This is a genomic window from Mesorhizobium sp. WSM4830 (assembly GCF_055811495.1).
On sequence record NZ_JBVVQI010000045.1, the window covers coordinates 1 to 13,406 of the forward strand.

At 63.5% G+C, this 13,406-nt stretch carries 15 protein-coding genes; 11 read left to right on the forward strand and 4 right to left on the reverse strand.

Annotated elements, in window-relative coordinates:
• Positions 1-128 precede the first annotated feature (128 nt).
• Positions 129-656 carry a protease adaptor protein RcdA gene (gene rcdA, locus AC0L2Y_RS31715; protein WP_352450833.1) on the reverse strand — a complete coding sequence of 176 codons (528 nt, stop codon included), beginning with the start codon at positions 654-656 and terminating at the stop codon, positions 129-131.
• A gap of 579 nt (positions 657-1,235) precedes the next feature.
• Here rcdA and AC0L2Y_RS31720 point away from each other — a divergent pair.
• Positions 1,236-1,787 carry a DUF2269 family protein gene (locus AC0L2Y_RS31720; RefSeq protein ID WP_473561886.1) on the forward strand — a complete coding sequence of 184 codons (552 nt, stop codon included), beginning with the start codon at positions 1,236-1,238 and terminating at the stop codon, positions 1,785-1,787.
• A 40-nt stretch (positions 1,788-1,827) separates the two neighbouring features.
• Here AC0L2Y_RS31720 and AC0L2Y_RS31725 read toward each other — a convergent pair whose 3' ends face one another.
• Together AC0L2Y_RS31725 and AC0L2Y_RS31730 are read right to left on the reverse strand one after the other, a co-directional pair.
• Positions 1,828-2,598 (reverse strand): sulfite exporter TauE/SafE family protein, encoded by a 771-nt coding sequence (locus tag AC0L2Y_RS31725; protein WP_473561888.1) that lies wholly within the window; start codon positions 2,596-2,598, stop codon positions 1,828-1,830.
• Between the two features lie 96 nt (positions 2,599-2,694).
• Entirely contained in the window at positions 2,695-3,144 is a 450-nt protein-coding gene (locus AC0L2Y_RS31730; RefSeq protein ID WP_473561890.1) for an Lrp/AsnC family transcriptional regulator, read from the reverse strand.
• A gap of 133 nt (positions 3,145-3,277) precedes the next feature.
• On the opposite strand from AC0L2Y_RS31730, the gene AC0L2Y_RS31735 reads away from it, so the two are divergent.
• The 3 genes from AC0L2Y_RS31735 (at position 3,278) to AC0L2Y_RS31745 (ending at position 6,019) form a co-directional block, all read left to right on the forward strand.
• Positions 3,278-4,162: a DMT family transporter gene (locus AC0L2Y_RS31735; RefSeq protein WP_473561891.1), complete on the forward strand. Its 885-nt coding sequence runs from the start codon at positions 3,278-3,280 to the stop codon at positions 4,160-4,162.
• A 176-nt stretch (positions 4,163-4,338) separates the two neighbouring features.
• Entirely contained in the window at positions 4,339-4,986 is a 648-nt protein-coding gene (locus AC0L2Y_RS31740) for a thiamine phosphate synthase (protein WP_352564658.1), read from the forward strand.
• 1 nt (position 4,987) lies between these two features.
• Entirely contained in the window at positions 4,988-6,019 is a 1,032-nt protein-coding gene (locus AC0L2Y_RS31745; RefSeq protein WP_352564660.1) for a tetratricopeptide repeat protein, read from the forward strand.
• A 43-nt stretch (positions 6,020-6,062) separates the two neighbouring features.
• Here AC0L2Y_RS31745 and AC0L2Y_RS31750 read toward each other — a convergent pair whose 3' ends face one another.
• On the reverse strand, positions 6,063-7,079 hold the full coding sequence (locus AC0L2Y_RS31750) for a zinc-dependent alcohol dehydrogenase family protein (RefSeq protein WP_473561893.1): 1,017 nt from the start codon (positions 7,077-7,079) through the stop codon (positions 6,063-6,065).
• A 112-nt stretch (positions 7,080-7,191) separates the two neighbouring features.
• On the opposite strand from AC0L2Y_RS31750, the gene AC0L2Y_RS31755 reads away from it, so the two are divergent.
• The 7 genes from AC0L2Y_RS31755 to AC0L2Y_RS31785 all read left to right on the forward strand — a co-directional run bounded on the left by AC0L2Y_RS31755 (position 7,192) and on the right by AC0L2Y_RS31785 (position 13,284).
• The gene (locus AC0L2Y_RS31755; protein WP_473561895.1) at positions 7,192-8,049 is read left to right on the forward strand and encodes a LysR family transcriptional regulator; all 858 of its coding nucleotides are present in this window, start codon (positions 7,192-7,194) and stop codon (positions 8,047-8,049) included.
• A gap of 138 nt (positions 8,050-8,187) precedes the next feature.
• Entirely contained in the window at positions 8,188-8,754 is a 567-nt protein-coding gene (efp, locus tag AC0L2Y_RS31760; protein WP_292664037.1) for an elongation factor P, read from the forward strand.
• Between the two features lie 81 nt (positions 8,755-8,835).
• Positions 8,836-9,636: an inositol monophosphatase family protein gene (locus AC0L2Y_RS31765; protein ID WP_473561896.1), complete on the forward strand. Its 801-nt coding sequence runs from the start codon at positions 8,836-8,838 to the stop codon at positions 9,634-9,636.
• Between the two features lie 99 nt (positions 9,637-9,735).
• Complete coding sequence (gene trhA / locus AC0L2Y_RS31770) at positions 9,736-10,443, forward strand: PAQR family membrane homeostasis protein TrhA (RefSeq protein ID WP_473561897.1); 708 nt, start codon at positions 9,736-9,738, stop codon at positions 10,441-10,443.
• A gap of 115 nt (positions 10,444-10,558) precedes the next feature.
• A complete protein-coding gene (locus AC0L2Y_RS31775; RefSeq protein ID WP_352489246.1) occupies positions 10,559-11,584 on the forward strand; it encodes a MotA/TolQ/ExbB proton channel family protein in 1,026 nt (341 codons plus the stop codon).
• 1 nt (position 11,585) lies between these two features.
• Positions 11,586-12,617 (forward strand): peptidoglycan -binding protein, encoded by a 1,032-nt coding sequence (locus tag AC0L2Y_RS31780; protein ID WP_352465687.1) that lies wholly within the window; start codon positions 11,586-11,588, stop codon positions 12,615-12,617.
• A 268-nt stretch (positions 12,618-12,885) separates the two neighbouring features.
• Positions 12,886-13,284 carry a hypothetical protein gene (locus AC0L2Y_RS31785; protein ID WP_473561899.1) on the forward strand — a complete coding sequence of 133 codons (399 nt, stop codon included), beginning with the start codon at positions 12,886-12,888 and terminating at the stop codon, positions 13,282-13,284.
• The last annotated feature ends 122 nt before the right edge of the window (positions 13,285-13,406 follow it).

Sequence of the window (13,406 nt, forward strand, 5' to 3'; positions counted from 1 at the left end):
TGAGCGCAAGCGATCCGATCAAACTATCCGAACCAATGCTTGCAAGCAGGGGGCCGTCCACATATGAGCACCGGAAGTGGAGAAAACGCCGCCAGATGGCCGCTGGAGTAGAGTTTCCAAACGGTCTCTCAGCCGCGGGCGAAAGCCGTGTTGAGCAGCGTGATCTGGTCGGACACCGGATTGAGGCGACGGCTCGACGGCGGCACCTCGGCGAGGCCGCCATAGATCTCCTCGTCCATGCGGCGCACCAGCGCCTGCAGGCGCAGCGAGCGGTTGACGAGGTCGATGAAATCCTTCGGCAGCTCGGCCCAGCCGGGCGCCTCGTCATGCGCCGAGGCGGTGTCGAGACGCACCTTGGATTTTTCGGAGGCCACTTGATCGCGGGTCATCTCGCCGGAATTCGCCGCCCGCTGCAAAAGCAGCCACGAGGCGACCTGCATCAGCCTGGTGGTCAGCCGCATCGATTCGGCCGCATAAAGCGTCGCCGCCAGCCTCGACAGCTTCTTGGCTTCGGCGCGGCCCTTGCCGTCGAGATATTCGGCCGCCTGCTCGACCAGGCCCATGCCTTCCTGATAGAGCGGCTTGAAGGATTGGGAGAAAACCCGGCGCTCCGCCAGCTTGATGGTTTTCGCGCTCGCCTTCGAAGGCTCGTTCATCGCTACGCCCCTGCACTTGCCTGACAGCCGGCCGATTCGGCTCTTGGCCGCCACATCTGGCAGCCTAAACGACTGAAGCTTGAAAATGCGCTTCGCTGCCAGCGAAGGCAAGCACATGTTTAACAAACGGTTAACGGCCGCATTTAGCCGCAAGACGTCCATGCCGGCGAATAAAAAAAGAGCCGCGGATAAGGCGGCTCTCAGGAGTTTAACAGGGAGGCGTCAAACAAAGTGGCTCCAACCACTCGGTAAGAATCCAGATCACTGGATGGACATAGTAAACGCCCGTAAAGCTTAACGAAGCCTTAACGCAGGGTATATTTTTCTATCAAGCGCCCAGCATCTGTGCCGTAACAGCACAGCTGTCCGGCCAGGGCGCCGTTCACACCGCTGGCTGGAAGGTGGGGCGACGCGCTTGCGCCACGGTTCCTCCAGATCGTGACCGGCTTACCGAAACAAAACCGCACCGCGCGCGACATCGTTCCGAAACAGGCGCCACGCTAAACGCCCCGCTCCTCGCAAACGAGGCGGAGCAAACCTTGCGCTCCGGAATCATGAAAATCTCTCAAGGAGCGAACAATGGACTGGTACTCGGCCGTTAAATTTCTGCACATCGTCTCGGCGATCCTCTGGGTCGGCGGCGGCTTCACGCTGATGCTGCTTGCGGTACGCGCCGACCGCGCTGGAAACGTCGAAGGCATGCTGCAGGCGATGCGCGCCACCGGCGAGCTCGGCAACCGGTTCTTCGCGCCGATGTCGATGCTGACATTGCTCTTCGGCCTCATCATGTGCGGCTTCTGGGTCGGCTTTTCCGATCTGTGGGTGCTGATCGGCCTTGCCGGTTATGCGACGACCTTCTGCATCGGCATGTTCATCTTCAAGCCGACTGCCGACCGCATGGCAGGCATGATCGCCAAGGATGGCGTGACGCCGGCCGTGCTTGCCCAGGGCCAGCGCGTCCTCAGCGCCGCGCGCTTCGACTATTCGGTGATGCTGGTGATCATCGCGGACATGGTGCTGAAGCCGACGCTGGACGACATCACCATTCTGGGCTGCATGGCGTTCGTGCTGGCAACCGGCGCGGCGCTCGCGCTTGGCAGGACGCGGCCACTGCTGCCGAGTGCCGCCTGAGGTATAAGGAATCCGGCGGCGGCCGACAGGGGCCGCCGTCTTACAGGAGGCCGGCGATGCCGTCCCACAGAAGCTTGACTGCGACGACCGCTACGGTCGCATAGGTGAAGGGGTAGAACAGCTCCGGCCGCATCCGCCGCACCAGCCAGGCGCCGGCGATTGTCGACAGCGGTGCCAGCGGCATCAGCACCGCAGACGCGGTCAAATTGGTGGTATCGAACTGACCGAGCGCGAAATAAGGGATGAGCTTCAGCGCATTGGTGACCGCGAAAAAAATCGCCGCGGTGCCCGACAGCACCTTCGGATCGAGCCTGATCGGCAGCGCATAAACCTGAAAAGGCGGACCGCCGACATGGGCGACGAAGCTGGTGAACCCGGCAACGGTACCCCAGAAGCCGGCGGCGACGCGGTTGGGCTCCGCTGCGTGGCCGGCACCGTGACGGAATTGCAAATAGAGCCAGCGCAGCACGAAGATCAAGGCAACCGCGCCGACGATCAGCCGCACCATCTCTTCGGTTACAAGTGCCGCCGTCAGCCAGCCAAGGGCGATGCCGATCACGGCGCCGGGCATCATGTCGGCCAGCATCTTGCGGTCGAAGATGCCCCACCATGTCCACACCGAGACAATGTCCATCAGGCACAGAATTGGCAGAAGGATTGCGGCAGCCTGAACCGGCGGCATGGTCAGCGCCATCAACGGCACGCCGACAAAGCCGACGGCGCCGCCGAAGCCGCCTTTCGACAGGCCGACGAGGATGACGGCCGGAATGGCCGCGGCATAGAACCAGGGATCGACGAGCAGGCCTGACATGGGGGAAGGGAAGCTGGAGAAAAAGTTGACCTCTGGAATAGACCAGAAATGACCGGACCGCGACCGCAAATATGTGGGCCACGCCACCGAACGCCGTCACATGCTTGGCATATCGAGCGGCGGCGGGCGTCTCCGGATCGGCTGCGCCTTGATGATGGCGGTGCTGGTTTCGGCCTTGTCGGCGATGCGGTCGAGAATCCCGTCGAGCTCGCCGATCGAGCGGACGAACAGCCGCGCAACGAAGCAGTCATCGCCCGTCACCTTGTCGCATTCGCCGAATTCGGGGATTTCCTCGATCAGCTTCTGGACGATGTGCAGCTTGCCCGGCAATGGCCGGATGCGAACGATCGCCTGCAAGGCGTAGCCGAGCGCCTGCGGATCGATGTCGATGGTGAACGCACGAATAACGCCGCGATCCTCAAGCCGCCGAAGCCGCTCTGAAACGCTTGGCGACGACAACCCGACCTGCAGCGCCAGTTCCTTTAGCGAAGTCCGTGAATCCTTGACCAGGATATCGAGAAGCTTTCTGTCGAGCTCGTCCAGCATTTTACAATTCCAAGAAAAAGCCGATGTTTACCTAATTAAATTAGGTTCATTCTGCATATCACCAGCTACAAGTCATGGAAAGGCCCGATCCGCCTTGGGATTATAAAATCTCAACGGGTTTTCAGGAGCATCCATGGACAACACGGTACGCGGCACGATCGAAATGACGGCGGCGATGGCGATCCTCGGCACGATCGGCTGGTTCGTCGTCCTTTCCGGCCAACCCATCATGGACGTGGTGTTCTGGCGCTGTGCTTTCGGGGCGGTAACGCTGCTGATCATCTGCGCGGCCCTTGGGCTGTTGCGCGGCAGGCTGTCGCTTCGCATCGTCGCGATCGCGGCTCTCGGCGGGGCTGCCATCGTCATCAACTGGCTGCTGCTGTTCAGCGCGTTTTCTCGCGCATCGATCTCGATCGCCACGGCTGTCTACAACACGCAGCCTTTCATGCTGGTGGGTTTTGGCGCCCTCTTCTTCTCTGAACGGCTGACGATGACCAAGCTGACCTGGCTCGGCATCGCCTTTGCCGGCATGCTGCTGATCGTGCAGGCCGCGCCCGATGCAGGCGACCATGGTACGGATTACTTTACCGGCATTGCGATGGCGCTCGCGGCGGCTTTCTTCTGGGCCGTTGCGGCTATCGTCACCAAGAAACTCAAAGGCACGCCGCCGCACCTGATCGCCCTGATCCAGGTCTGCGTCGGCGTTCTCATGCTGGCACCCTTCGCCGATCTCACCCACCTTCCCGTCGATGCGCGGAGCTGGGTCATGCTGGCGATGCTCGGCATCGTCCATACCGGCCTGATGTACATCCTCATGTACGGCGCCATCCAGAAGCTGCCGACGCATCTGCAGGGATCGCTGTCCTTCATCTATCCCGTCGTCGCCATCCTCGTCGATGTCGTCGCTTTCGGCCATCGGCTGCATCCGGCGCAGATCGTCGGCGCCGCCGCCATCCTGGTCGCCGCCGCCGGCATGAATCTCGGCTGGTCGCTGTGGAAATCGAAGGTGCCTGCGTAGGGCCGCAAGCGACCAGGCGAGGAGAATTTCGGCCAACGGCAGTCATGCGCCGAGCCCCATGGAATCGTTGATGGCAATCGTGATCCTCCTGCCGCCTGTTCAATCCCCGCACTTTGCTCTATGCCGCAATGCAACCATCTTCGCCCGGCATAGGCGATAACCGGGATCGAACATCAATGAATGACGCAACGCCGCCCAACCGCTGCCGTATCGTGCTGATCGCGCCGCCGAACGTGCCTGCCGAGCGCATCGCCGCAGCCTTCGACGGCGGTGACGTCGCCTCGCTCATCCTGCCGGAAAACGGCCTGGACGAGGCCGCCTTCCAGGCCTTTGCCGAACAGATCGTGCCGGTGGCGCAAGCGGCCGGGATTGCCGTCATCATTGCCGGCGACACCCGCATCGCTGGCCGCGTCCAGGCCGACGGCATCCATGTCGAGGTCGGCAAGGACGAGCTCGCCGAAACGATCGAACATTTCCAGGCCAGGATGTTGGTCGGCACCGGCGGTGCCAAGACCCGCGACGATGCGCTGGAACTCGGCGAGGTCAGGCCCGATTACATTTTCTTCGGCCGCTTCGGCTACGACAACAAGCCTGAACCGCACCCCCGCAACCTGTCGCTCGGGCAATGGTGGGCGGACGTGATCCAGATCCCTTGCATCGTCATGGCCGGATCCGATCTTGCCTCGGTGGAAGCGGTCGCCGCCACCGGCGCCGAATTCGTGGCGCTGTCCAGCGCCGTCTTTGCCGACGGCGTCGATCCGAAGATGGCGGTTGCTGCCGCCAACGCGCTGCTCGACGAAACCGCGCCGCGCTTCGAGGACTGACGTGCTCTCGCGGACAATCCTTTTCAGCGCCTTTCTCGCAACGGCCGTGACGCAGGCGATAGCGGCGGAACCCGTTCCGCTGCCGCAGCCCAGGCCGGATTCCAGCGAAGCTGCCGACAAGCCGATCGCCGCACAATTGCCGCAGCCCGCCACCACCGCCCCGTTGCCGTCGGCCGATACCATCAACCCCGACCGCTTCGGCGCAAAACCGTCCGACGCCGCCTACGGCGCCTTTCAGCGCGGTCTCTACAAGACGGCCTACAACCTTGCGCTTTCCCGTGCTCAAAACGGCGATCCGGCGGCACAGACGCTGGTGGCCGAGATATTGTCGCGCGGCCTCGGCGTGCCTGTCGACGCGGCAGGGGCGGCGAAGTGGTACGCGCTTGCCGCCGAGCAGGGCGTCCCGGAATCGCAATTCCAGTACGCGCTGATGCTGCTCGACGGCCGCTACGTCAAAAAGGACGAGAAGGAAGCCTATGCGCTGATGCAGGCCGCCGCCGAGGCGGGCAACCGCCTGGCGCAGTTCAATTTTGCGCAGTTGATGGTTGAACAGGAGCCCGGCGATGCCGGTATTGCCAAAGCCGTATCCTATTACGAGCGCGCTGCCGCGACCGGGCTTGCCGACGCACAATATGCGATGGCACAGGTCTACGCCAATGGCGCCGGCGGCAAGCCGCACGATGATGTCCGCGCCCGCGGCCTGCTGGCACAGGCCGCGCGGCAGAACTATGACACCGCACAGATCGATCTCGCCACCTGGATGATCGAGGGGCGCGGCGGCGCCCGCGACCTGAAATCCGGCTTCAACTGGATGAAGCAGGCCGCAGAAGGCGGCAATGTCGCCGCCCAGAACCGTCTCGCCAAGCTCTACATGAACGGCATCGGCACCGACCCGGATCTGATCCTCGCCGGCGCCTGGTATGTTGTCGCCCGCCGCGCCGGGCTCATCGACCAGGAGATGGACGATTTCCTGCAGGGCCTGACCGACGAGCAGACGCAGCAGGCGCTGCAACGGGCTAACCGCCTGCCCTGACCGCGATCTCGCGACTCATCGCACCCAGGCTCGTCAGGCGGGCTCATTGCGTATGATCGAGCACGACCTTGCCGAAGGGCGAGCCGTGTTCAAGGTACCGAAAGGCTTCGGCGGCCTGGCTCCACGGCACGACCCGGTCGATCACCGGTCTCAACCGGTTGACGACAATGGCGCGATTCATCGCCTCGAAGGATTCGCGTGAGCCCACCGGTATGCCTCGCGCCCGGACCTGCCGGCGGAAGATCTCGAGCGGGTTGATGGCGCCGTCACTGCCGCCGAGATAGCCGATGGCGTTGATCTGGGCGCCGCGCGCCGCTGCCCTCAGCGATTGTGCGAAACTCTGCGGTCCGCCAACCTCGATGACATGGTCGGCGCCGCGGCCACCCGTCAATCCGAGCACGGCCGATGCCCAGTCGGGGACGCTGCGATAATTCACGCCATCCTGCGCGCCAAGTTGCTTTGCCCGTGCAAGCTTCTCGTCGCTGCTCGACGTCACGATGACGCGCGCGCCGGCGGCGGCGGCGAACTGCACCGCAAACAGCGAAACGCCGCCGGTGCCGAGGCAAAGCACGGTGTCGCCGGGTTTGACGCTGCCCTCCGTAAACAGCGCGTGCCATGCCGTGACGCCGGCGCATGGCAGCGTCGCCGCCTCGAGGTCGCTCAGATTGGCCGGCGCCAGCACCGCCGCCTGTTCGTCGAGGCGGGCAACTTCGCTGAGCAGCCCGTCGATCGGGCCGCCGCGTTGATAGGAGGGCTCGGCCATGGCGAAACTGCCGCCGACCCAGCGTTGCCAGAACGTGCCGCAGACCCGGTCGCCGATTTTGAACCGGCTGACCTCGGCGCCGATGGCAACGACTTCGCCGACACCGTCCGACAGCGGCACCAGCGGCAATGCAAACTTCGTGTGATAGCTGCCGCGGACGATCTCGGCATCGCGGTAGTTCAGCGCCGTCGCCTTCACCTTCACAATCATCTCCTGGCGCCCTGGCTCGGGCATCGGCCGCTCGACCATTCTGAGGTTCTCGAGGCCGCCCGGGCTCTGCAATTCGATCGCTTTCATCGTCGTTCCTTTCCGGCTGGGTCCTGCCGGAGGAAAATCGCTTGCCATCCATCGGATTTCAAATTCATAATGTTCAGGATAATTATGCTTCTATGACATGTTCGGGTGCGTCGTGCTTGAAGAACTGAAAACACTGGCCCTCTTTGCCGAGGAGGGTTCGATTCAGAAGGTGGCGCAACGCCTGCCCTTGACGCAGCCGGCCGTCACCCGCCAGATCCAGCGGCTGGAGGAGATGCTCGGCACGGAATTGCTCGACCGCAGGCTAAAGCCGTCGCGACTGACCCCGGCCGGCGTGGAGGTGCTGGCACGCGGCAAGGACATTCTCGCCGCGGTCGACGCGCTGAGATCATTCGCCAGGGGCGACGAGCCGGAGGGCCTGCTGCGGCTCGGCCTCGCGCATGGACTTTGCGACAAAGCCGTGGCCGCCGCTATTGCTGATGCCGTGGCGCGGTTTCCGAAGGTCTCGCTGCGCCTGAAGAGCGGCTGGAGCCTTGAGTTGGCCGACCAGCACAAGCGCGGACAGCTCGACCTCGCCTTCATCCTGGACGGCGGCAATTCAAACACTGGCGACGGCGTTGTCGGAACCGAGCCCCTCGGCATCATCGCTGCCGAAAACACCGGCCGGCAAGCCGACGTCAAGACCATGCCCTGGGTCCTCAGCCCTGAACCTTGCGACGCGCGCCGGCGGCTGGCGGCTGCCCTTGCCGAGGGCGGCCACAGGTTGGTGGTCGGCGCCGAGATTCAGGACAGCGCGCTGCAGATCGACTGGGTTCGTCGAGGCCAAGGCCTTGGCCTGCTGCCCAGGCGGCTGTTGCGGGAAAAGCTGCCGGAGGGCATTGCCCTGGTCGACGCTCCCGGCCTCGAGCTGTCGCTGCGAATTGTCGTGCTGCGTTCGCCGCACCTGCATCTTTTGAGAAAGGTTGCCGACGCGGTGACCGAGGCCGTGATCGCGACCGTCGGGACGGACTGAGGCTGCCATGCCGCGCTGCCGGGCCAGCTTCGTTGCCGCTTCATCGGAAGGCGCTCCTTGCCTCTGCTGGCGATTTGTGGTCTTGGAGGCGCCAAATTGCCCTTTGCGGCGATCATCTCATTTCCGGATCACCTCACCATGGCCAAGATCAACGGCAACGAAATCCGTCCCGGCAACGTCATCGAGCATGATGGCGGCCTTTGGGTGGCGGTCAGGACCAACACCGTCAAGCCCGGCAAGGGCGGCGCCTACAATCAGGTCGAACTCAAGAACCTGATCAACGGCACCAAGCTCAACGAGCGCTTCCGCTCAGCCGAGACGGTCGAGCAGATCCGGCTCGATCTGAAGGATTTTTCCTTCCTCTACGAGCAGGGCGACGCGCTGGTGTTCATGGACACCGAAAGCTACGAGCAGCTCGAATTGCAAAAGGAGTTCGTCGGCGATCGCGCCGCCTTCCTGCAGGACGGCATGATGGTGACGGTCCAGCTCTATGACGAAAGGCCGATCGGCATTTCGCTGCCCGACCAGGTGACGCTGACCATCACCGAGGCCGACCCGGTTGTGAAGGGCCAGACGGCAGCCTCGTCCTACAAGCCGGCGATACTCGAAAACGGCATTCGCGTGCTGGTGCCGCCGTTCATCGGCTCGGGCGAGCGCATCATCGTCGATACCAACGAAATCACTTACGTACGCCGCGCCGACTAAGGCGTTATCCCAAAGAGTTGCAGACTTTTTGGATAAGATCATGCGTCAAGGCAAATAGGCGCAGCGACAGGAAGAACAGCAATGGCGCGTTCCGCGATCCTCAATGTCATGGTCCAGGCCGCAATGAAGGCCGGCCGCTCGCTGTCGCGTGACTTCGGCGAAGTGCAGAACCTGCAGGTCTCGATGAAGGGGCCGGGCGACTATGTCAGCCAGGCCGACCGCAAGGCCGAAGACATCGTCTTTGCCGAACTGTCGAAGGCGCGGCCCGGCTACGCCTTCCTGATGGAGGAACGCGGCGTGATCGAGGGCGACGACGGCCAGCACCGCTGGATTGTCGATCCGCTCGACGGCACCACCAATTTCCTGCACGGCATTCCCCTCTTTGCCGTTTCGATCGCGCTGGAGCGCCAGGGCCAGATCGTCGCCGGCGTCGTCTACAATCCGGCGATGGATGAGCTCTATACCGCCGAGCGCGGCGGCGGCGCTTTCATGAACGATCGCCGGCTGCGCGTCGCCGGCCGCACCAAGCTGGTCGATGCGGTGATCGGCTGCGGCATGCCGCATCTCGGGCGTGGCCAGCACGGCAATTTCCTCATCGAGCTCCGCAATGTCATGGCCGAGGTCTCTGGCGTCCGCCGTCTCGGCTCCGCCTCGCTCGATCTCGCCTACGTCGCCGCCGGCCGCATGGACGGGTTCTGGGAAACCGGCCTGTCGGCCTGGGATGTCGCCGCCGGCATTTTGCTGATCCGCGAGGCGGGCGGCTTCGTCTCCGATTTCGCCGGGGGACAGGATGTGCTGAACGCCGGTTCACTGGTTGCCGGCAACGAACTCATCCAGCGCGCGCTGTTGAAAACTGTAAAAAGGCCACTCTCAGCCAGCTGATAGAGGCGCGCCGCGCTGAAGCGCCGCAGTCGCAAAACCGCAACCAAAGCTTGAAATACTGTCCCGCGGCCGCCCAGATAAGGCGACGCAGGATCATCGATGACGAACAGCCGGCCCCAATCCCAGAGCGAATTCTCCCAGCTCGACATCCCCTTCATGGGGCGCTGGCATTACTCGCGCGCCGAGATCATCGCCGACGGCATCGTTCACGCCGTCGGCATCGTGCTGGCGATCGCTGCCGGCTCGACGCTGCTGGCACTGGCCGCCTATCGAACCGGCCCCGGCGAATATGTCGCCGCCGCCTTCTATGTAGTCTCGCTGCTCACCGTGCTGTCGGTTTCGCTGGCCTATAATGTCTGGCCGGTGTCGTCGCCGGCAAAATGGATATTGCGGCGCTTCGACCATGCGGCGATCTACCTGCTGATCGCTGCGACCTACACGCCGTTCCTGGCCCAGCTCGGCGGCTCGCCGCTGGCCGTTTCGATGATCGTCCTGGTCTGGACCGCCGCGGCGATCGGCATCGCCATCAAGGTCTTTCTTCCCGGCCGTTTCGACCGGCTGGCGATCGTCTTCTATCTGGCTATCGGCTGGAGCGGCATCGTTCTGGTGGAGCCGCTCGTGCGGACGCTGCCGGCGACATCGATCGCGCTCATCGTTGCCGGCGGCATCGTCTACTCCTGCGGCGTGATCTTCTTCGCCTGGAAGGGCCTGCGCTTCCACAATGCGCTGTGGCATGGCTTTGTCGTCACCGGCGCCGGCCTGCATCTGGCCGCCATGGTCGACTGCCTGGTCATCAACCGGCTTTGACCTCCGGTTGCGGACAGTGGCAATATTGCCAAGCGCCATTCAATTTCGTCACAATTCCGTTTAGAGTCGCAAACACAAATTGATCGGCGGCGACGGCATCGGAAACGGGGCACGGATGACTCTTCTCAGATCCTTCGGCATGGGCAGGCGCTCCGACGTTCTGATCTACGATCCGCACAAATTGTCGAGCCCGCAGGTGTTTCTGCTGACAATGGTGATCTTTCTCTTCATCGTGGCCTTTATCGCCGCCATCCTGACCCGCCAGATCTCGACCGCCTTCGTCACCAATCCCGGCCTCAACGGCCTGATCATCGGCGTGCTGGCGGTCGGCATTCTGCTGGCCTTCGTCCAGGTCGGCCGGCTGTTCCGCGAGGTGCGCTGGGTCAACTCGTTCCGTGCCGGTTCCGAAACCACCGAACCGGTGCTGCTGGCGCCGATGAAGGCGATGATCGGCCGCTCCTCGACGATTGCCTTCTCGACCAGTTCGATGCGCACCATGCTGGATTCGATCGCCACCCGCCTCGACGAAAGCCGCGACACGTCGCGCTACCTTGTCGGACTGCTGGTGTTCCTCGGCCTGCTCGGCACCTTCTGGGGCCTGCTCAACACGATCGGCTCGATCCGCGAAACCATCGAGTCGCTCGATCCCGGCACCGGCGATGCCGCCGCCGTGCTCGAATCCCTGAAGCAGGGGCTTTCCGCTCCATTGGCCGGCATGGGCACCGCCTTCTCGTCCTCGCTGTTCGGCCTCTCCGGCTCGCTGGTGCTCGGCTTCCTCGACCTGCAGGCCGGCCGCGCCCAGACGCGCTTCTATACCGAACTCGAGAACTGGCTGTCCTCGGTCACCGACCTCTCCTCCGACATCGTCGTTGCCGACGCAGTCAAGACCGAACCCTCCGAGGAAATCCGGCTGTTGTCGGAAAAGCTGCGCACACTGCAGGAGAATGGCGGCAGCTCCAATCCGCGCGTCGCCACCGCCATGGCCAATCTCGCCGACGGCATTTCCGGCCTGGTCAAGAACATGCGCTCGGAACAGCAGATCATGCGCGACTGGGTCGAGGCCCAGTCCGACGAGCAAAAGGCGATGCGCAACACGCTGGAGAAGATCGCCGACGCCTTGAAGAAGCCTGGAGTGCATTGACGTGGCGTTGGCACGAGGCCGGCGCTCCGACCGCCGCATCGATTACTGGCCGGGCTTCGTCGATGCGCTGTCGACGCTGCTGTTGGCGATCATGTTCCTGCTCACGGTCTTCGTGCTGGCGCAGTTCCTGCTCGGCCGCGAGATCTCCGGCAAGGACACGGTGCTCAACCGCCTCAACTCGCAGATCAACGAATTGACCCAGCTTCTGGCGCTGGAGCGCTCGACGACGCAGGACAAGGAGGACACCCTTGCCAATTTGCAGGCATCGCTGTCCGCATCGGAGGCGGAAAAGAGCCGGCTCGAGCAATTGCTGGCGCAAGGCGCCGGTGCCGGCGACGCCGCCAACCAGCGCGCAACGGCACTTTCCGGCGAGCTCGACAGCCAGCGCCAGATCAGCCAGCAGGCGCTAAGCCAGGTCGAGATCCTCAACCAGCAGATTTCGGCGCTGCGCAAGCAGATCGCAGCGCTCGAACAAGCGCTCGACGTGTCCGAAACGCGCGACCGCGAATCCAACACCAAGATCGCCGATCTCGGCCGCCGCCTCAACGTCGCACTAGCGCAACGCGTGCAGGAGCTGAACCGCTACCGCTCCGATTTCTTCGGCCGCTTGCGTGAAATTCTCGCCGACCGCGAGAACATCCGCATCGTCGGCGACCGCTTCGTCTTCCAGTCGGAAGTGCTTTTCCCGACCGGCTCCGAAGTGATCAACGATGCCGGCAAGGTCGAGATGAAGAAGCTCGCCGATGCCATCATCGAATTGCAAAAGGAGATCCCGCCGGAGATCAACTGGGTGCTGCGCGTCGACGGCCACACCGACAACAAGCCGCTCTCCGGCACCGGCCGCTACCGCGACAATTGGGAATTGTCGACGGCGCGCTCGACATCGGTGGTCAAGTTCCTGATCGAGAACGGCGTGCCGGCCAACCGGCTGGTCGCCGCCGGCTTCGGCGAATTCCAGCCGCTCGACCCCGCCGATACCGAAGAGGCACGCAACAAGAACCGCCGCATCGAGCTGAAGCTGACCGAGCGTTGACCTGCAACCATTTGAATTGCGCCATGCTCCGGATCGGGTCCGGCCGAAGCGGCGGAGCCATCTAGGGCACCGGCGCGGCGCCGGCAAGGCCCGAAGAAATTACCTTTTTTTGATTACAATTTGCCGCGACGCGTCACTAGCTTTTTGGCAAGGGGGCCGGGAACCGCCGGCGATGCCTCCCACATCGCGACGCGACGGGACCTGACGGCCCGCGGCCGGAAGGCAGGACCACCCAACCATCGCCTTCCCCAGTAAAGGAGACGCAACCATGCGCTTCTTCGCTCCCAGGAATCTCAGGACTGCTACGCTCGCCACAGTTCTCCTCGCCGTTCCGTTTGCCGGCGCTTACGCCGGCCCGCGTGAGACGGCCTTGATCAATCAGATCCAGAGCGTGGAGACGGGTATCCAGGGCGCCCTCCGGGCGAACAAGCTCGAGCCGGGCGAGGCGCGCGACTTGCGCACGCAACTCGCTCAGCTCGATCGGGCCGCCAAGAGGGCTGCGCGCGACGGAACGATGCCGAGCACGCAATATCAGCAGTTGCTAGCGCAGTTCGACGATGTCAGCCAAAAGCTGCGCGCGGCTACCGGCAGTGCCTTCCTGATCGGCAACGGCGCCGATGGCGGATACTATCCCAACGGCTACGGCCCAATCTATCCAGGCGGCTGAAATCGGCCGCGGTCCCCGGCACTGTGGCAATTGATTTTGGGCATGATCCTTTTCCAGCTCGGTTCAGGGATCATGCGCTAGCCCAACGCCAGCGCAATCAGCGCCAGCACCGCCGGCACCGG